Source organism: Microbacterium awajiense (assembly GCF_039536545.1).
GTDB lineage: Bacteria > Actinomycetota > Actinomycetes > Actinomycetales > Microbacteriaceae > Microbacterium > Microbacterium awajiense.
In genome coordinates, this window is the sequence record NZ_BAAAYU010000001.1 from 575090 (window position 1) to 592701 (window position 17612).

Genomic DNA, 17612 nt, shown 5'->3' on the forward strand with positions numbered 1-17612 from the left:
CTCTAGCCTGCCGCGGCGCACTCTCCGCACGGCATGAGCCCGCGGCCCTCGGCCGCGAGCTGGAGCCGCAGTTCGACGACGCGTGTCGCCGCCTCGTCCAGCCGCTCCGCCGACAGTGATCCCGACTCGGCTGCGGCCGCGATGCCGTCCGCCATGCGCGTCGCCGTGGACGCATCCGAGAACACGACCGCCAAGACCATGTCGTTGCCCGCGGCGATCGCCGCGACGGCGTTCGCGACGGGGTCCGAGTATGCGCTGATCCCCGATGCCTGGAGCATTCCGAGGTCGTCCGTGATCGCGACACCCCGGAAGCCCAGATCGCGTGCGATCTGGTGCCACCTCGACGAGAGCGACGCCGGAGCGGTGTCGACCGCCGTGTACTCGAGGTGTCCGAACATCAGCAGCGGTGCCCCGGCATCGATGCCCGCCTGGAAGGGCAGGGCGTCGCCGGCGCGCCAGTCGGCCTCCGACATGCCGGTCCGCGGGATTCCCTGATGCGAGTCTCCCGGCGCGGCGCCGTGGCCCGGAAAGTGCTTGAGGGTCGACAGCGCTTCGGCCCCCTCGCCGAGGACGGCCGCACCGACGCGCTCCGCGCCGCTCTCGGGCGTGGTGCCCAGGGCCCGACGATAGATGAACATGCCGCTGTCGTCTGTGACGTCGGCGACGATTCCGAAGTTCACGCCGATCCCGGCACGCTGTACGAGCGCTCCGCGGCCCGCGAAGGCCAGTTCCGACGCACGGGGGTCCTCGTACTTCAGCGTGACCGAGGAGGGGAAGTCGTCCCAGGGCAGACGCGAGACATCGCCTCCCTCCTGATCGACGGCCAGCAGCGGAGGCAGCGACGGGTCGAGGGTGAGCGCCGCGGTCACGCCGCGCAGCGCGCTCTCGCTGCCGGGGATGTTGGACCCCATCAGGATGAATCCGCCGACGGCGGAGTCCGCCATGTACGCGCGGAGCTGCTGCGGGTCGGTGGTCGGGATGTGCCCCATCACCACCGTGGCGGCCTTCTGCGCCGGCGTCATCGCTGCCACGCGATCCGCCGCGACCGTGGACAGGTCGTCGGCGGCGGCCTGCTCGACACGGACGACACCCGTCGACGGCGCGACCGGAGCATCCTCGGCATCCGACGTCGCCGCGGCCGGCAGCGTCGACACCATGGCGACCAGGGCAGCGAAGACGGTGCCCAGTCGCGTCGCACGCTGCATCGGGATGCCCACCCGCCCAGCCTAACGACGTGCCAGTCTGGGCGGGGGGCGTATCACCCGTCGCGCCGCACGCTCGTGTTCAGGGGAGGGATTCATGGGTATGAACTACTCCGGGGTCAAGCGGATCGCGGCTGAGGACCCTGTCGCCTCGAAGCGGTGCGCCGAACGCCTCCTGGCGATGCGCGCCACGCTGCGCGGTCAACGGGAGCGCCGCGACGACTCCCGCCTGCTGCTGGCCACCTGGAACATCCGCGACTTCGACTCCAACCGGTTCGGGATGGGCCCCCGGCTGCCCGAGACCTTCTTCTACATCGCCGAGATCATCTCCTGCTTCGACCTCGTCGCCGTGCAGGAGGTCAACCGCGACCTCGCGCCGCTGCAGAAGGTGCTCGACATCCTCGGTCCCGACTGGGACTTCATCGCAACCGACACGACCGAAGGCCGCGGCGGCAACGGTGAGCGGATGGCGTTCCTCTACAACCGCGACCGGGTGCGCTTCCGCAACATCGCGGGAGAGATCGTGCTGCCGGAGGGGCAGCTCGTCGTCGGGCTCACCGGTGCGAGCGATCCGACGACCTCCGCGGCACGCGGGCTCCAATTCGCGCGGAGTCCTTTCCTGGTCTCGTTCACCTCCGGCTGGTTCAAGTTCTCGCTGTGCACCGTGCACATCTACTTCGGTGACGAGAGCGGAGACCTGCTCGAACGGCGGATCGCCGAGATCGACCGCCTGGCCGCGTTCCTGGCGAAGCGTCAGGATGATGCGCCTCGGCCGACGTCGGGCGGTGTCGGCAACGTCGAGAACTTCATCGCCCTCGGCGACTTCAACGTCGTCAGCCCGGAGCACCGCACGATGCAGGCCTTGCTCGCGCACGGTTTCGAGGTGCCCGCCGCGATCGACGGTTCCCGTATTCCCGGTCGAGACCATTTCTACGACCAGATCGCCACGCGCGTGAGAGACGACCGCTTCGACGTCACGGCAGGCGGAATCCTGGACCCGTTCGCCGACGTGTTCCGTGATGAGGACGTCGAGGTGTATCGCCCGTACTTCGACGACGAACTGCCCGCGGACCCGACCGAGGAAGAGGTCCGGTCGGTGTATCGCCGGTGGCGCACCTGGCAGATGTCAGACCACTCGCCCCTGTGGGTCGAGATCCTCACCGACTTCGCCGACCAGTACCTTCGACCGATCGCCGAACGCTGATCAGTGCCGGGACAGGATGCCTGCGGCATCCGTACCGCGCGGGAGAACACCGTACTGCCACCCCCGGTCATCGCCGAGCCGAGACGTCAGGAACGCTTCCGCCGCGGCGGGAGGCGCATGCCTGATCATGAGCGAGCCCTGCAGCGCCAGCGCAAGCGCCTCGGCCAGACCGCGCGCACGCGGCTCGGCGTCGACCGGGTCGGCACCCGCGAGCGATCGCAGTTCGGCGAGGGCGCGTTCGACGTGGCGATCGAGCAGACCTGAGACTCCGGTCGTGCCTGCGATCTCGTCGGCGAACGCATCGACGGACTCGGGGTCGCGCACCATCGCACGAAGGACGTCGAGAGCGATGACGTTGCCCGACCCCTCCCAGATGGCGAGCACCGGCTGCTCGCGATACCGGCGCGCGAGTGGGAAGCCCTCGGTGTAGCCGTTGCCCCCGAGACACTCCATCGCCTCGTAGGCATGATGCGGGCCTCGCTTGCAGATCCAGTACTTCGCGACGGGCGTCGCCAGGCGTCGCAGGGCGATGTCGCGATCCGAGGCGTGACGCTCGAAGAGCCGGGCGAGCCGCAGTCCGGTCAGCGTCGCGGCCTCGGCCTCGAGCGCCAGATCCGCGAGTACCGACGTCATCGCGGGCTGATCGACCAGAAGCGCGCCGAAGGCCTCGCGCCCGCGCGCGTGCCAGACCGCTTCGGCGACCGATTGGCGCATGCCGGCGGCGGTGCCGAGCACGCAGTCCAGCCGGGTGCGCTGCACCATCTCGATGATCGCGCGAACTCCGCGCCCGGCCTCCCCGACCAGTACCCCCACAGTGCCGTCGAACTCGACCTCGGCCGACGCGTTCGACCGGTTGCCGAGCTTGTCCTTCAACCGCTGGAGCTTGAAGGCGTTGCGCATGCCGTGGGGCAGCAGCCGCGGCACGAACAAGCAGGACAGTCCCTCGTCGACCGCGCCGCGACGCGTGTGGGCGAGCACCAGGAAGCCGTCGGACATGGGGGCGCTGCAGAACCACTTGTGGCCGGTGAGCTGGTAGGAGCGGCCACCCATCGCGACGCCGACGGTGGTCCCCGCGCGGACGTCGGATCCGCCCTGCTTCTCGGTCATCGCCATGCCGATCAGCGCGCTGGTCTTGTCGGCGTCCAGCTGCAGCCGCGGCTCGTACTCGCGCGAGAACAGCCTCGGCAGCCACTGCTCGCCGAGCCACGGCGAGTCCTGCAGCGGCGCGACCGCCGCGTGGGTCATCGACACGGGACACGCGTGGCCCGGCTCGACCTGCGCGAAGAGCATGAACATGGCGGCCCGCGCGACTCCCGCGCCCGGCCGCACGTCGGTCCACCCGCTGGTGTGCGCTCCACGCGCGAGGGCCTCAGCGATCACACGGCGATAGGACGGGTCGTATTCGACTTCGTCCAGGCGATAGCCCCAGCGGTCGTGGGTGTGGAGTATCGGCGCTCGGGTGTGGGCGCGCTCGGCGTCGTACTGGAATTGTCGGGATCCCACCAGTGCTCCCGCTTCGGCGAGTTCCTGATCGGCCCAGCCCGCGCCGAAGGCGGTGACCGCATCGACGAGGGGGCGGTTGGTGGAGTACTCGTCGAGATCGACACGCCACGGCGGTTGATTCTCCACGTGATGCGTCGCTTCGCCGACGACGCGCTGACCACGACCCACGGTCATCGTTCACCCCTCACCCCGCCACCGTAGCGTGCGTCACCGTCGCGGCTGCGTTGTCACGTCGACCTGCAGCAGCAGATCGTCCTCCGGGCGCGGATCACCGCGACCGTCGGTGTTGTTCGTGAGCAGCCACAGGCTCTCCCCCACCGCGACCACATCACGCAGCCGGCCGTGCTCGCCGACGAGGAAGGCGGCGCTCGACTCGCCGCCCGCGTTCGCGACATCCACGGCCCACAGGCGCTCGCCGCGAAGGGCCGCCACGAAGACCGTGTCCCCGACCGCCGCGATCCCGCTCGGACTCGCCTCGGACGGCTGCCATTGGATCACCGGGTCGATGAACCCGTCCCGCTCGGCGACGCCCTCCACGACCGGCCAGCCGTAGTTGCCACCGGCCTCGATGCGGTTGAGTTCGTCCCAGCGGTTCTGACCGAACTCGCTCGCCCACAGCTGCCCTTCCGACGTGAAGGCGAGGCCTTGGACGTTGCGGTGTCCGAGCGAGTACACCGCGTTGTCGAACGGGTTGCCGGAGGCCGGCTCGCCCCCAGGTGTCACGCGCAGGATCTTCCCCCCGAGAGACCGGGGGTCCTGCGAGCGGTCGGGTACTCCGGCATCCCCCGTGCCGATGTACAGCATCCCGTCGGGACCGAATGCGATCCGGCCGCCGTCGTGGTTGCGCGCCCGCGGGATGCCGGTGACGATCGCCTCGGCGGGCCCGAGGGACAGGCCACCAGGGTCCCCGACCAGCGGCATCCTGACCACGCGATTGTCGTCGGCGGCGCCGTGGTAGGCGTAGACCCAGGTCGCACCGGCGTCTTCGAGCACGGCCATACCGTGCAGCCCCGCCTCGCCTCCAGGGACGACTCCGGGGACCACCCCGACCTCGCGGACTGCGCCCTCGGAGGTCAACTCCCGCACCCGCGCGGTACCCCGTTCGGAGATCAGCGCACCGCCGGCGCCCATCGGGACCACCGACCACGGCGACTCGAGTGTCGTCGCGAGCGGGGTCGGCGTTCCGGACGGGCGCCACGATGCGCCGGCGGGAGCGTCCGAACGGGCCGTCGGCTCCTCCGAGATCGGCACCGGGTCACTCGGGCCTGCGACGCCGCATCCGGTCAGCAGAAGCAGCGACACCAGCCCGAGCGCGAATCGTCTCACGGCGCGTCGGCCGCCGCCTCCACCGCGGCGATGTCGATCTTGTTCATCCGCAGCATCGCCTGCACCGCGCGATGGGACCGCTGCGGGTCCGGGTCTCGGATGAGCTGGATGAGCCGCTCGGGGATGACCTGCCACGACAGACCCCACCGGTCTTTGAGCCACCCGCACGGTTGCGCCTCTCCCCCGTCGGCGATGAGAGCGGTCCAGTAGCGGTCGACCTCGGGTTGGTCGGCACACGAGACGTACAGCGACACCGCTTCGGTGAACGGGAACTGCGGACCCGCGTCCATGGCGAAATAGTCGCGTCCGCCGAGGCGGAAGTGAGCATGCATCACCTTGCCGCCCATGCCGGGGACGGCATCCGGATAGCGGTCGATCGACACCACCTCCGACTCCGGGATCAGGCCGGTGTAGAAGGCGATCGCTGCTTCGGCGTCGTCGTCGAACCACAGGAACGGGGTCACTTCGGGCATCGCGCCTCCTCCGGCGTCGATCCCAGGCTCACCCGGATGGTCGCACGCGGTCAACCCCCGGCGCGATCGGTGCACGGGACGCCGCGTCCCACCAGTCGAGAACGCGCGTGCCGATGAGGGTCAGCCACCGCGACGGCTCGCCCTCGGCCGCGTCGACGTCGAACCACGTGCGACCGGCGAGCGGCGCCGTCTGCAGCCATCTGCCGTCCGGCTGACGTGCAGCCCGCACGGCGGCGACCGCGTCGGCGAGCCGTGGATCGGGTGGCGAGCCCTCGTACAGCGACACCTCGCGGAAGTGGTCGAGCGCGACGAGCACGCTGTATCGATGACGGCTGGGGTACACGAAGCGGGTCACGAATTCGCCGACCCGCTCGCCCGTGCCGGCCCGGAACATCAGACGCCGGCACAACAGGTACTCCTCACCGCCGTGCCGCGCTTCGCGCAGGCGGCCGTCGCCGGTCAGCTGCTCGTATGCGAGCATCCCGCGCAGCGCGTTGAGCGTCGAGTGGAACGACGAGCGCACCGAGTCGCCCTCTTCGGCTTCGCAGTTCCACCCGCCGTCGGCGAGGCGATGAGCGGGAAACCAGTCGCGCAGCGCAGCGACGTCCGCTCCGAGCCAAGCCCCGCTCGCCAACGTGTATGAATTGATGCAGACATCGACCTCGCCACCCCAGTACGGCAGGTCGCCATAGTCCCAGCGACTGTTCCGGTCGAGCTTCTCGGCCGTGTCTTCGAGCGCGGAGGCCTCGACGCCCCACTCGCGCAGATCCTTGAGCACCCACGTCGTGGCAACCCACGGCTGGCCGGGCTCGTCAGCCTCGGGACCGTCGAAGAATCCCGCCGGGAAGAACGATCCGCCCGCCCATTGCCCGTCGTCATCCTGCAGAGCAAGGAGCCGGGAGCCGAAGCCTTCGGTGGCCACGCGACGTCGCGTCGCCTGCCATTCCGCTGGATCTGCGTCGAGGAGGTCGCGCTCGACCTGCCAGCGCACGGCCGGATCGCTGTCGAGCAGCCACTCGCGGAGGCGGACGTCGAGAGTCATCCTCCGACGCTAGCGACCGCCGTCGAAGCGCGCGTGATGCTGAGAAGAAATGGGTGGACCTGAGGGGACTCGAACCCCTGACCCCCTGCATGCCATGCAGGTGCGCTACCAGCTGCGCCACAGGCCCGGATGCTGCTCCCGACCCGCGGGGCAACCATCACAGACTACTACATCGAAGAACCTGACTCGAACCGCGGGAGGCCCGGCCGGTCACTCGGCAGATGCCGGCGCGGGAAGCTCGATCGGGATCGTCGGGCAGTCCTTCCAGAGGCGCTCGAGCCCGTAGAAGTGACGTTCCTGCTCGTGGAAGACGTGCACGACGAGGTCGCCGAAGTCCAGCAGGACCCATCGAGACTCCTCCCGCCCCTCGCGGCGGAGGCGCTTATGGCCGGCCTCGAGGAGACGGTCCTCGACCTCGTCCGAAATCGCGGCGACGTTGCGCTCGCTGCGTCCGGTGACCAGAAGGAACGCGTCGACCAGGGGCAGAGGCGCGGACACATCGAGCGCGATGAGGTCTTCACCGCCCTTCGCGTCGGCCGCCGCGGCGGCGATCGCGACCATGTCGTGCGACTGCGCGCTGGCCGCCATCAGAACACCCCCGTGACGAACGCCAGAATGAGCACGCCGACCAGTGCGAGCGCGAGGACGCCTGCCGTGATGGCGAGGGTCATCATGAGCCTGCTGCCCTTCTCGGGAGCCGGGGGCTTGATCATGTCCCCCGAGTTCTTGACGGTGCTGATCGCGGCGCTCGCTGCAATCGGGGTCGGCGAGGAGTGTGCGGGCAGTTCACCGTCGACGAGCACGGCATCGACCTCTTTGCCGTCGGCGGTGCCGTGTGCGTGTCCGGTCGAGGCGAGGCCGTCGGGCAGCGAGTACGAGCCGGTGACGAGGACTTCACCGGTGGCGGTGACCGGACCTCCGAGCGAGGCATCCGGCGTCTGCGACACGATCAGAGCGTTGGGGATCGTCGAGGATCCGCTCGTCGAGTGACTGAGCAGCTCGTCGAACGACGGCGGCAGGTCGACCCGTCCGCCATCGCCGGCCAGGACACCGGCACCCAGCAGCGGGTTGACGACCGCGCGCGCATCCTGCTCATCGACCTGTTCCACCGCGGTCATCTCGCCGGGCTCCGCGTCGCGCGCAGGTGAGTCGACCTCGGAATCCTCCGCAACCGCTGTCTCGTCGGGCTCCGTTGCCGGCGGAGCCCAGGTCGGCATCTCGTGGTCGGCGATCTCTCCGCGGTGCTCCGGCTCCGCCACCGTCTCGGACTCGTCTGTGACGACGTCATCGGTGAGCTCGTCGTCGGTGTCGACCGACGGCTCGGCGGTCTGCACGGCCGTGAGCGTCGCGGCATGGGCGGCGGCGGCCTCCGGGGTGATCACGGGCACCGACGCGGTGCGGATGCGCTCCTGCTGGCGCGCCTGACGGCGCGTGCGCGGCGCCGCCTCGAGGTCGACCGACGAGTCGGCAGCCGGTGGCGGCGGCACCGCGACGGGCTCGGCGGGTCGCGGCAGCGGCGCCGGCGGCGCCGACGGCTGCTCGGTTTCGGTTTCGGGCTCGGTCATGACCGGCACGACGCCGGTGTTGCGCAGCTCACGCATCTGCTTGCGCGTGAGCGGGGCGGAGGTCGGCTGCTCGGGTGTGCTCATTCCTTGCTCCGATAGAGATGGTGCTTCGCAATGTATTGGACAACCCCGTCGGGAACGAGGTACCACACCGGATGACCGTCAGCTACGCGTTCGCGGCAGTCGGTCGACGATATGGCCAGGGCGGGGATCTCGAGCTGGCTCACATCGTCACTCGGCAGGCCTGCGGTGCTCAGGTCGTGTCCCGGACGGGACACTGCGACGAAGTGGGCGAGATCCCACAGTTCATCATGGTCCCTCCAACTGAGAATTTGCGCTACGGCGTCCGCTCCCGTGATGAAGAAGAGCTCTGCGTCCGGCCGCTGCGTCTTCAGATCACGCAGCGTGTCGATCGTGTAGGTGGGTCCGTCTCGATCGATGTCGACCCGGCTGACCGTGAACATCGGGTTGGATGCCGTTGCGATCACGGTCATGAGATAGCGGTGCTCGCTCGGCGACACACCGCTCTTCTGCCACGGGTGACCCGTCGGAACGAAGATGACCTCATCGAGGCGGAACGACTCCGCGACCTCGCTGGCGGCGACGAGGTGTCCGTGGTGGATCGGGTCGAATGTCCCGCCCATCACCCCGATGCGCGGGCCGCGCGCCGCCGTCATCCAATCGGCCTCAGTGGCCGTGCCCCGCCCGCTGCACGTCGTTGGCGTGGGCCTTCGCGTATGCCTGAGCCTTGTGGTCGTGGCGGTTGGCGACGTGGCGGTACGAGAGCGTCACGACAGCGAGCGCGCCGAACACGACCATCGCGACCGCGCCGTACCAGAAGGTCTCGAGGGCGACGTTTCCGTGGTGCTCCGCCTCCTCGGCGGCGAAGGCGACCAGCGTGGCGAGTGTCATTCGGGCTCCGTTCCGGGGCAGGCCGTGCGTGTGTCGCCGACCAGTCTATGCCGTCAGCCCCGCACCTGCCCGGTTCCCCGCGCCAGCCACTTCGAGCTGGTGAGCTCGGAGAGCCCCATCGGTCCGCGCGCGTGGAGCTTCTGCGTCGAGATGCCGACCTCGGCGCCGAAGCCGAACTCGCCGCCGTCGGTGAACCGGGTCGAAGCATTGACCATCACGACGGCGGAGTCGACCTCTGCGAGGAATCGCTCGCCGTTGGCGGCATCCGCGGTGATGATCGACTCGGTGTGGTGCGTCGAGTACCGGCGGATGTGGTCGAGCGCATCGTCGAGGTCGTCTACGACGCGCATCGACAGGTCGAGGCTGAGGTGCTCGAGGCTCCAGTCGTCGTCGGTTGCGGGCACGACGCCGTCGGCGCGGGCGGACACCGCGGCGTCACCGTGCACGACGACCCCCTGCCGCTGCAGGGCGTCGACGACGGGCGCGATCAGCCGATCGGCCGCGGCGCGGTGAACGAGCACGGTTTCGACGGCGTTGCACACGCTCGGGCGCTGCACCTTGGCGTTCACGACGATGTCACGGGCGGACTCGAGCGGGGCGGACTCATCGAGCACGATGTGGACGACTCCTGCGCCGGTCTCGATGACGGGCACCGACGATTCGGTGACGACCGTCTCGATGAGCTGCGCACTTCCGCGGGGCACGAGAACGTCGACGAGCCCTCGGGCGTGCATCAGGTCGCGCGCACCTTCGCGGCCGAACTCGTCGACGGTCTGGATCGCCTCGGGGTCGATGCCGAGTCGCGCCAGCGCGTCGCGCATCGTCGCAACGAGCACGCCATTGGTGCGCTCCGCCGCGGTGCCGCCGCGCAGCACGACCGCGTTGCCCGATCGCAACGCCAGCGCCGCGATGTCGACGGTCACGTTCGGGCGGGCCTCGTAGATCGACCCGATCACGCCGAACGGCACCGACACCTTCGTGAGGCGGATGCCGTTGTCGAGCACCCGCTCGTCGAGCACGCGACCGACGGGGTCGGGCAGATCCGCGACGTCGCGCACCGCGTCGGCGAGGGCGGCCACGCGCGCGGAATCGAGTTGCAGACGATCCAGCAGTCCGCCCGACAGGCCGGATTCGCGCCCGCGTTCGAGGTCTTCGCGGTTCGCCTCGACGATGTCCACGGCTGCCGACTCGATCGCATCGGCGATCGCCCGCAGCGCGGTGGCCTTCTGCCCGTCGCCGAGAAGACCGATCGAACGGGACGCCTCACGGGCGCGTGACATGCGCTCACGAGCAGTCGTGGCGATCGCGGTGGTCATCCGCCCAGCTTATCGGCGGACGTGCGCACCGGACCGGTCGACGGCGCCCCGACGGGCTCCGGGTTGGGGTCGAACCACGTGCCGATCTCGGCGCCGGACAGCGCGTCGGAGACGAGATCCGCACTGGTGACGAGCGTGCCGACCCCGGCGGCCGCCGCCAGGCGCGCGGCTGAGACCTTCGTGGCCGCTCCCCCGGTGCCCACACTGTTGACCACGACCGAGCCGAACTCGAACCCGTGCAGATCGTCGCCGTAGGCGACGCGGCTGATCGGTTCCGCCCCGGGCTCGCCGGGCGGACGCGTGTACAGGCTCTCGATGTCGCTGAGGAGCACGAGCGCCTCTGCTCCGATGAGTTCGGCGACGAGCGCGGCGAGCCGGTCGTTGTCGCCGAAGCGGATCTCGTGCGTCGCGACGGTGTCGTTCTCGTTGACGATCGGGAGGATCCCCAGACTCAGCAGGCGCTCCATCGCACGCTTCGCGTTCGAGCGGTGCGCCGGGTTCTCGAGGTCGCCCGCGGTGAGAAGCACCTGGCCGGCGAGCATCCCGTAGCGATCCAGACTCGTCTGGTAGCGCCACATGAGCACATTCTGGCCGACCGCCGCGGCGGCCTGCTGCGTCGCCAGGTCATGGGGGCGGCCGTCGAGCGAGAGGAACGGGATCGCCGTCGCGATGGCACCGGACGAGACCAGCACCACCTCGACGCCGGCGCCCTGCGCCGACGCCAGCGCATCGACGATGCTCTCGATGCGCCCCGCGCTCTCGGCGCTGATCGATGAGGAACCGACCTTCACGACGACACGTCGCGCGTGCGGCAGGTCGGTGCGGGTGCGTACGCTCACGAGTCGTCCTCGCCGGAGGCGGCCAGGCGCTCCGCCTCGAGCTCGGCACGCGCATCCGCCTTGGCATCCATGCGCTCGTGATAGCGCTCACGGCGCTGCGAGGTCGTTCGGCGGGTCGACGCGTCGAATCGCGGATCGGTGCCTCTCGGTGCCGTCATCAACTCGGCCGCCGAGCTGAGCGAGGGCTGCCAGTCGAAGACGACTCCGTCGCCCTCGCCGATGACCACGGTCGCCCCTGCGACGGCACCGGCTCGATACAGCTCGTCCTCGACGCCGAGGCGCTCGAGGCGATCGGCGAGGAAGCCCACCGCTTCGTCGTTCTGGAAGTCGGTCTGCTGCACCCAGCGCACGGGCTTGTCGCCCAGAATGCGGTAGATGTTCCCGTAGGTGCCGCCTTCGACCCGCACGGTGAAGTCGCGCTCGGAACCGCGCGGGCGGATGACGATGCGCTCCGGAGGTGCCGCGTCGGCGGATGCCGCACGATGCTCGTCGATGATGCCGCCCAGAGCGAACGTGAGCTCGCGCAGACCCGCATGGCTGACCGTCGAGATGTCGAAGACCCGGTAGCCGCGAGCCTCGAGTTCGGGCCGGACGAGGTCGGCCAGGTCCTTCGCCTCGGGCACGTCCAGCTTGTTGAGCGCGATCAGCTGCGGACGCTCGAGGAGCGGCACCTGTCCCTCGGGAACCGGGTATGCCGCGAGCTCTGCGAGGATCACGTCGAGGTCGGAGAGCGGGTCGCGTCCCGGATCGAGAGTCGCGCAATCGAGCACGTGGACGAGCGCCGTGCACCGCTCGACATGACGCAGGAACTGGAGTCCGAGACCTTTGCCCTCGCTCGCGCCCTCGATGAGACCCGGGACATCCGCCACTGTGAAGCGGATGTCGCCCGCCTGCACGACACCGAGGTTCGGGTGGAGCGTGGTGAACGGATACTCGGCGATCTTCGGACGCGCGGCCGAGATCGCGGCGATCAGAGAGGACTTGCCGGCCGAGGGGAAGCCGACGAGCGCGACGTCTGCGACGGTCTTCAGCTCGAGGACGACGTCACCCTCCCAGCCGGGCGTGCCCAGCAGCGCGAAGCCGGGAGCCTTGCGCTTCGGAGACGCCAGCGCCGCGTTCCCGAGTCCGCCCTGGCCCCCGGGAGCGACGACGAACCGCATTCCCGGCTCGACGAGGTCGACCAGCACCGAGCCGTCGGGATCCTTCACGACGGTACCCACCGGCACGGGCAGGTCGATCGGCTCTCCGGCCGCACCGGAGCGGTTGTCGCCCATGCCGAAGCCGCCGTTGCCGGCGGAACGGTGAGGAGAGTGATGGTACGACAGCAGCGTCGTCACCTGCGGATCGGCTACCAGCACGATGTCGCCGCCGCTTCCGCCGTTGCCGCCGTCGGGGCCCGCGAGCGGCTTGAACTTCTCACGCCGCACGGAAACGCATCCGTTCCCACCCTTGCCCGCCCGCAGGTGCAGGGTCACACGGTCGACGAACGTGACCATGTGTCGTCCCCTTTCGATACCGTCCACGGGCCAAGCCCGATAGCGCGGACGGGGGCGAGCCGCAGCCCGCCCCCGTCCGGAATGTCTGTCTGCCGGTCGCCGTGGATTACTCGGCGGCCGCCACGATGTTGACGACCTTGCGGCCGCCCTTGGTGCCGAACTCGACCGCGCCCGCGGTCAGTGCGAACAGCGTGTCGTCGCCGCCGCGGCCCACATTGGCGCCGGGGTGGAAGTGCGTGCCGCGCTGGCGGACGATGATCTCGCCGGCGCCGACGACCTGGCCGCCGAAGCGCTTCACGCCGAGGCGCTGCGCGTTGGAGTCACGACCGTTGCGGGTGGAGCTTGCGCCCTTTTTGTGTGCCATCTCTGCGTCTCTCCTGGCTTACTTGATGCCGGTGACCTTGACGCGCGTGAGGTCCTGACGGTGGCCCTGGCGCTTCTTGTAGCCGGTCTTGTTCTTGAACTTCTGGATCACGATCTTCGGACCGCGCTCCTCGCCGAGAACCTCGGCGGTGACGGTCACCTTCGCGAGCTTGTCGGCGTCGGTCGTGACGGCGTCACCGTCGACGAACAGCACCGCGGGCAGCTCGATGGTGTCGCCGATCTTCGCGGCCTGACGATCGAGAACGACGATCGAGCCGACCTCGACCTTCTCCTGCCGGCCACCGGCGCGCACAACTGCGTAAACCACTTCACACCTGATTTCTTCTGGGAGCGCACGCGCTCGGGATGTCAAAGAAGACGTGGTGCGGATTTCTCGACGCACCAAGGTTCTACTTTACCGGATGCCGCGACAAGCCGCAAAAGCCGTGCGTCGCCGTGTCGTGCGAGGATGGCGACCGTGGCGATCCTGATCGACGATCCGCTGTGGCCCGCCCACGGTCGGCTGTGGGCCCACCTGGTGAGCGACCACGACCTGGACGAGCTGCACGTCTTCGCCGCCGCGAACGGCATCCCCCGACGCGGTTTCGACCTCGATCACTACGACGTGCCGCAGGACGCCCATGCGCGACTCGTGGCGGCCGGCGCAGAGCACGTCGACGGCCACGAGCTGGTGCGGCGGCTCATCGCCTCGGGCTTGCGCGTGACCGAGAAGCAGCGCCGCGCGATGCGGGGCTAGCTAGTCCTCGCTCGGCGCGTGCGCCACCGGTGTGCCTGTGAGCGCCGCGGTGGTCACGCGTCGCCGACCCCGCCCCTGACCCGGCGCCTTGGGCTCGGGGAGCGCTTCGAGCACCGAATCCAGGAGCAGCTCCTTCTCGGACTTCGGCGCCCTCGACTCGGGCTCCTTGCGCTTCTTGCGCTTCTTCGGTCGCTCCGAGGGGCGCTCCGCGGTCTGCTCGTCCGGCGCGGCCTCCGCCGCCGCGCCGACCTCGGCGTCGACCGGGGCTGCGTCATCGTCCTGGTGGTGGATCGTCGATGCCGCGATCTGGGCGAGCGCCGACTTCATCCCCTCGGTGATCACGTGCGTGCCGTTCCCCGACTGACCGCTCGGCTGCTGCTGCGACGAACCCCGCGGACGGCGCCCGCCGTTTCCACCCTGCGGGCGGTGCTTGACGACCGGATCGTGGTGCACGATCACACCCCGCCCGGCGCAGACCTCGCACGACTCGCTGAACGTCTCGAGCAGGCCGAGCCCGAGCTTCTTTCGGGTCATCTGCACGAGACCCAGCGAGGTGACTTCGGCGACCTGATGCTTCGTGCGGTCGCGGCTGAGGCACTCGACGAGACGCCGCAGGACGAGATCGCGGTTCGACTCGAGCACCATGTCGATGAAGTCGACGACGATGATGCCGCCGATGTCGCGCAGCCGCAGCTGCCGCACGATCTCCTCCGCAGCCTCGAGGTTGTTCTTGGTGACGGTCTCCTCGAGGTTGCCGCCCGAGCCGACGAACTTGCCGGTGTTCACGTCGATCACCGTCATCGCCTCGGTGCGGTCGATCACCAGCGAGCCACCCGACGGAAGCCACACCTTGCGGTCGAGCGCCTTCTCGATCTGCTCGGTGATGCGGAACTCGTCGAACGGATCACGTTCGCCCTCGTAGGTCTCGACGCGATCGAGCAGGTCCGGAGCCACCGACTCGAGGTACTTGCTGATGGTCTGGTGCGCGTCCTCGCCCTGGATGAGCATCTTCGAGAAATCCTCGTTGAAGACGTCGCGGACGATCTTGACGAGCAGGTCGGGCTCGGAGTGCAGCAGCGCGGGCGCCTGGATGGACTCGACCTGGGTGGAGATGTGCTCCCACTGGTTGGTCAGCCGCTGCACGTCGCGGGTCAGCTGCTCCTCGGTGGCGCCTTCGGCGGCGGTGCGCACGATGACGCCCGACGACTCCGGCAGCACCTCCTTGAGGATCTTCTTCAGTCGGGCGCGCTCGGTGTCGGGCAGCTTGCGCGATATTCCGTTCATGGCGCCACCGGGCACATAGACCAGGTAGCGACCGGGAAGGGAGATCTGGCTGGTCAGTCGGGCGCCCTTGTGACCGACCGGGTCCTTCGTCACCTGCACCAGTACGCGGTCGCCCGTCTTGAGCGCGAGCTCGATGCGGCGCGGCTGGTTGCCTGTCTCAACGGCATCCCAATCGACTTCGCCCGAGTAGAGCACGGCGTTTCGACCGCGACCGATGTCGACGAACGCCGCCTCCATGCTCGGGAGGACGTTCTGCACACGGCCGAGGTAGACGTTGCCGATGAGCGAGGCATCCTGGTTGCGCGCGACGTAGTGCTCGACCAGAACGTCGTCTTCGAGGACGCCGATCTGGATGCGACCGTTCTTGGAGCGGACCACCATGACGCGATCCACCGCTTCGCGGCGGGCGAGGAACTCGGCCTCGGTGACCACCGCGCGCCGGCGGCCGGCTTCACGGCCGTCGCGACGGCGCTGCTTCTTGGCCTCGAGCCGCGTGGAGCCCTTGATGCGCTGCGGCTCGGTGATGACCTCGACGGCACGGCGGCGACCGGAGTCGGATCCGTCGCCGTCGTCGCGCTTGTCGCCGCTGCCGCCGCGCCGACGGCTGCGCCGACGCGACGATCCGGAACCCGACGGCTGCTCGTCGTCGTCGGATCCACCCGGCAGCGGGGGCAGGACCGCCACCTCGGGGGCGTAGAAGTGCAGCTGCGTCGACACCGCCGACACGAAGACCTCCGGGATGAGTCCCAGAGTCGCGGCGGTGACCGGCCCCGGGGGCTGCTCCGGGCTCGGGGGCTGCTCCGGGCTCGGAGACAGCGTGCGCTCCGGCGCACCGGATGCCTCCGGCTCCCGGGCCGCGGTCGAGTCGGGCACGGGGGCCCCGGACTCCTCCCCGTCCGTGTCGACCGTCTCCGCAGGAGAGTCGACCCCGGCGGGCGCCTCGGCTCGAACCTCCGTCGACGACTCGGCTAGCGAGGCATCGGTGTCGGGTTCGGTTCCATCGTGTGCATCGGTTCCATCCACCATCACTGGCGTACTCCCTGCGGGGCGACACCGCGCGTCACCCGGCGAAATCTCGTGCGGCGCCGCACCCGCGGGGCCGCGAACTCACTCGGTCTGCAGTCGGCTCTCGGCTCGAGCTGCGCGGGCGGTCATCGCCCGAAGTCTTCGATGTCGATGCGTCTCACGGCGCGGCCGCGGCGCATCGACCTTCATTATCGCACTTTCCTCGCCGGAATGTGCGATCACGACGCGGCGGCTCCTCCCGAACGCCGTCCCACAGCGGCGGATGCCATAATCCCCGCATGCCCCCGTCGCTGTCCCACACCCGACCCCGGGGTCTCGCGATCTGGCTCATCGTCTTCGGCGTCATCGGCTGGTGGGCGGCGTACTCGCTCACCATGGAGCGGTTCCATCTGCTCGCCGATCCCGATGCGATCGCCTCGTGCGACTTCAGCCCGCTGGTGCAGTGCACCCGCAACCTCGAGAGCTGGCAGGGTTCGGTGTTCGGATTCCCCAACCCGATCCTCGGCCTCGCGGGTTGGGTGGCGCCGGTCGTCGTCGGTTTCGCGATCCTGGCCGGGGCGCGCTTCGCCCGGTGGTTCTGGCTGCTCTTCGCCGCCGGGATGACCTTCGCCTTCGCCTTCGTCGTGTGGCTGATCAGTCAGAGCATCTTCGTGCTCGGCACCCTGTGCCCGTGGTGCATGGTGACCTGGAGCGTGACGATCCCGGCGTTCTACGCCGTCGTGCTGCATGTGCTGCGCGCCGGCATCCTGCCCGTCGGCACGCACGTGCGCACCGCGTCGGACCGACTGATGAGCTGGGTGCCGCTCATGGCGGTCGTCAGCTATGCGATCGTGGCGATCCTCGCCCAGTGGCGGCTCGACGTGCTCGGCGCTCTGTTCTGAGTCGGCGACTCAGAACCAGATGTCGAGCTCGCGGGCGGCCGACTCGGGGCTGTCCGAGCCGTGCACGAGATTCTGCTGCACCCGCAGACCCCAGTCGCGGCCGAGGTCGCCCCGGATCGTGCCGGGAGCGGCCGTCGTCGGGTCGGTGGCACCTGCGAGCGAACGGAAACCCTCGATCACGCGATTGCCCGCGAGGCGGATGGCGACCGACGGGCCCGACATCATGAACTCGAGCAGCGGCTCGTAGAACGGCTTGCCCTCGTGCTCGGCGTAATGCTGCTCGAGGCGCCCGCGGTCGGGCTCCACCAGGCGCAGGTCGACCAGGGCGTAGCCCTTCGCTTCGATCCGCGCGAGGATCGCGCCCGTCAGCCCACGGGCGACCCCGTCGGGCTTGACGAGAACGAGGGTCTCTTCGGTGGCCAT

At 69.5% G+C, this 17612-nt stretch carries 19 protein-coding genes and 1 tRNA gene; 3 read left to right on the forward strand and 17 right to left on the reverse strand.

What is annotated here, in order from left to right; all coding sequences use genetic code 11:
- Positions 1 to 2 precede the first annotated feature (2 nt).
- Entirely contained in the window at positions 3 to 1217 is a 1215-nt protein-coding gene (locus tag ABD663_RS02890; RefSeq protein ID WP_344736345.1) for a glycoside hydrolase family 3 N-terminal domain-containing protein, read from the reverse strand.
- Between the two features lie 88 nt (positions 1218 to 1305).
- Here ABD663_RS02890 and ABD663_RS02895 point away from each other — a divergent pair, with 88 nt between their 5' ends.
- Positions 1306 to 2406, forward strand: coding sequence for an endonuclease/exonuclease/phosphatase family protein (locus ABD663_RS02895; RefSeq protein WP_344736346.1), 1101 nt, complete (start codon positions 1306 to 1308; stop codon positions 2404 to 2406).
- On the opposite strand, the gene ABD663_RS02900 is transcribed toward ABD663_RS02895, so the two are convergent.
- The 14 genes from ABD663_RS02900 to rplU form a co-directional block, all read right to left on the reverse strand.
- Positions 2407 to 4083, reverse strand: a complete 1677-nt coding sequence (locus ABD663_RS02900) for an acyl-CoA dehydrogenase family protein (RefSeq protein WP_344736347.1) — start codon at positions 4081 to 4083, stop codon at positions 2407 to 2409. It lies immediately after the preceding gene.
- A 33-nt stretch (positions 4084 to 4116) separates the two neighbouring features.
- A complete protein-coding gene (locus ABD663_RS02905; RefSeq protein WP_344736348.1) occupies positions 4117 to 5235 on the reverse strand; it encodes a PQQ-dependent sugar dehydrogenase in 1119 nt (372 codons plus the stop codon).
- Positions 5232 to 5708 (reverse strand): VOC family protein, encoded by a 477-nt coding sequence (locus ABD663_RS02910; protein WP_344736350.1) that lies wholly within the window; start codon positions 5706 to 5708, stop codon positions 5232 to 5234. The genes ABD663_RS02905 and ABD663_RS02910 overlap by 4 nt, the downstream gene beginning before the upstream one ends.
- Positions 5709 to 5736: 28 nt before the next feature.
- Positions 5737 to 6750 (reverse strand): squalene cyclase, encoded by a 1014-nt coding sequence (locus ABD663_RS02915; protein WP_344736352.1) that lies wholly within the window; start codon positions 6748 to 6750, stop codon positions 5737 to 5739.
- Between the two features lie 54 nt (positions 6751 to 6804).
- Positions 6805 to 6877, reverse strand: a tRNA-Ala gene (locus ABD663_RS02920).
- A gap of 83 nt (positions 6878 to 6960) precedes the next feature.
- Complete coding sequence (gene rsfS / locus ABD663_RS02925) at positions 6961 to 7338, reverse strand: ribosome silencing factor (RefSeq protein WP_344736353.1); 378 nt, start codon at positions 7336 to 7338, stop codon at positions 6961 to 6963.
- Positions 7338 to 8399, reverse strand: a complete 1062-nt coding sequence (locus tag ABD663_RS02930) for a hypothetical protein (RefSeq protein WP_344736354.1) — start codon at positions 8397 to 8399, stop codon at positions 7338 to 7340. The genes rsfS and ABD663_RS02930 overlap by 1 nt, the downstream gene beginning before the upstream one ends.
- Entirely contained in the window at positions 8396 to 8992 is a 597-nt protein-coding gene (gene nadD, locus ABD663_RS02935; protein WP_344736355.1) for a nicotinate-nucleotide adenylyltransferase, read from the reverse strand. The genes ABD663_RS02930 and nadD overlap by 4 nt, the downstream gene beginning before the upstream one ends.
- 10 nt (positions 8993 to 9002) lie before the next feature.
- The gene (locus ABD663_RS02940) at positions 9003 to 9227 is read right to left on the reverse strand and encodes a hypothetical protein (RefSeq protein WP_344736357.1); all 225 of its coding nucleotides are present in this window, start codon (positions 9225 to 9227) and stop codon (positions 9003 to 9005) included.
- Between the two features lie 53 nt (positions 9228 to 9280).
- Positions 9281 to 10543 (reverse strand): glutamate-5-semialdehyde dehydrogenase, encoded by a 1263-nt coding sequence (locus ABD663_RS02945; RefSeq protein ID WP_344736358.1) that lies wholly within the window; start codon positions 10541 to 10543, stop codon positions 9281 to 9283.
- On the reverse strand, positions 10540 to 11382 hold the full coding sequence (proB, locus tag ABD663_RS02950) for a glutamate 5-kinase (protein WP_344736359.1): 843 nt from the start codon (positions 11380 to 11382) through the stop codon (positions 10540 to 10542). Before proB ends, ABD663_RS02945 begins: the two co-directional genes overlap by 4 nt.
- Positions 11379 to 12878 (reverse strand): GTPase ObgE, encoded by a 1500-nt coding sequence (gene obgE / locus ABD663_RS02955; RefSeq protein ID WP_344736360.1) that lies wholly within the window; start codon positions 12876 to 12878, stop codon positions 11379 to 11381. Before obgE ends, proB begins: the two co-directional genes overlap by 4 nt.
- A gap of 106 nt (positions 12879 to 12984) precedes the next feature.
- Positions 12985 to 13242, reverse strand: coding sequence for a 50S ribosomal protein L27 (rpmA, locus tag ABD663_RS02960; RefSeq protein ID WP_344736361.1), 258 nt, complete (start codon positions 13240 to 13242; stop codon positions 12985 to 12987).
- A gap of 18 nt (positions 13243 to 13260) precedes the next feature.
- Complete coding sequence (gene rplU / locus ABD663_RS02965) at positions 13261 to 13569, reverse strand: 50S ribosomal protein L21 (protein ID WP_344736362.1); 309 nt, start codon at positions 13567 to 13569, stop codon at positions 13261 to 13263.
- Positions 13570 to 13719: 150 nt separating this feature from the next.
- Here rplU and ABD663_RS02970 point away from each other — a divergent pair, with 150 nt between their 5' ends.
- Positions 13720 to 13998 (forward strand): DUF4031 domain-containing protein, encoded by a 279-nt coding sequence (locus ABD663_RS02970; protein WP_344736363.1) that lies wholly within the window; start codon positions 13720 to 13722, stop codon positions 13996 to 13998.
- Here the strand turns inward: ABD663_RS02970 and ABD663_RS02975 are convergent, their stop codons facing one another.
- Positions 13999 to 16308: an Rne/Rng family ribonuclease gene (locus tag ABD663_RS02975; protein WP_344736365.1), complete on the reverse strand. Its 2310-nt coding sequence runs from the start codon at positions 16306 to 16308 to the stop codon at positions 13999 to 14001. It lies immediately after the preceding gene.
- 278 nt (positions 16309 to 16586) lie between these two features.
- Here ABD663_RS02975 and ABD663_RS02980 point away from each other — a divergent pair, with 278 nt between their 5' ends.
- Positions 16587 to 17189, forward strand: a complete 603-nt coding sequence (locus ABD663_RS02980; RefSeq protein WP_344736367.1) for a vitamin K epoxide reductase family protein — start codon at positions 16587 to 16589, stop codon at positions 17187 to 17189.
- 9 nt (positions 17190 to 17198) lie between these two features.
- On the opposite strand, the gene ndk is transcribed toward ABD663_RS02980, so the two are convergent.
- Positions 17199 to 17612, reverse strand: coding sequence for a nucleoside-diphosphate kinase (ndk, locus tag ABD663_RS02985; RefSeq protein WP_344736368.1), 414 nt, complete (start codon positions 17610 to 17612; stop codon positions 17199 to 17201).

Bases quoted from the DNA above. Each gene is read 5' to 3' on its own strand.
- rsfS (WP_344736353.1), bottom strand. From the start codon at position 7,338: ATGGCGGCCAGCGCGCAGTCGCACGACATGGTCGCGATCGCCGCCGCG.
- rpmA (WP_344736361.1), bottom strand. From the start codon at position 13,242: ATGGCACACAAAAAGGGCGCAAGCTCCACCCGCAACGGTCGTGACTCC.
- ABD663_RS02945 (WP_344736358.1), bottom strand. From the start codon at position 10,543: ATGACCACCGCGATCGCCACGACTGCTCGTGAGCGCATGTCACGCGCC.
- ABD663_RS02940 (WP_344736357.1), bottom strand. From the start codon at position 9,227: ATGACACTCGCCACGCTGGTCGCCTTCGCCGCCGAGGAGGCGGAGCAC.
- ABD663_RS02975 (WP_344736365.1), bottom strand. From the start codon at position 16,308: ATGGTGGATGGAACCGATGCACACGATGGAACCGAACCCGACACCGAT.
- ABD663_RS02910 (WP_344736350.1), bottom strand. From the start codon at position 5,708: ATGCCCGAAGTGACCCCGTTCCTGTGGTTCGACGACGACGCCGAAGCA.
- ABD663_RS02900 (WP_344736347.1), bottom strand. From the start codon at position 4,083: ATGACCGTGGGTCGTGGTCAGCGCGTCGTCGGCGAAGCGACGCATCAC.
- nadD (WP_344736355.1), bottom strand. From the start codon at position 8,992: ATGACGGCGGCGCGCGGCCCGCGCATCGGGGTGATGGGCGGGACATTC.
- ndk (WP_344736368.1), bottom strand. From the start codon at position 17,612: ATGGCCACCGAAGAGACCCTCGTTCTCGTCAAGCCCGACGGGGTCGCC.
- ABD663_RS02895 (WP_344736346.1), top strand. From the start codon at position 1,306: ATGAACTACTCCGGGGTCAAGCGGATCGCGGCTGAGGACCCTGTCGCC.
- ABD663_RS02915 (WP_344736352.1), bottom strand. From the start codon at position 6,750: ATGACTCTCGACGTCCGCCTCCGCGAGTGGCTGCTCGACAGCGATCCG.
- ABD663_RS02980 (WP_344736367.1), top strand. From the start codon at position 16,587: ATGCCCCCGTCGCTGTCCCACACCCGACCCCGGGGTCTCGCGATCTGG.
- obgE (WP_344736360.1), bottom strand. From the start codon at position 12,878: ATGGTCACGTTCGTCGACCGTGTGACCCTGCACCTGCGGGCGGGCAAG.
- ABD663_RS02930 (WP_344736354.1), bottom strand. From the start codon at position 8,399: ATGAGCACACCCGAGCAGCCGACCTCCGCCCCGCTCACGCGCAAGCAG.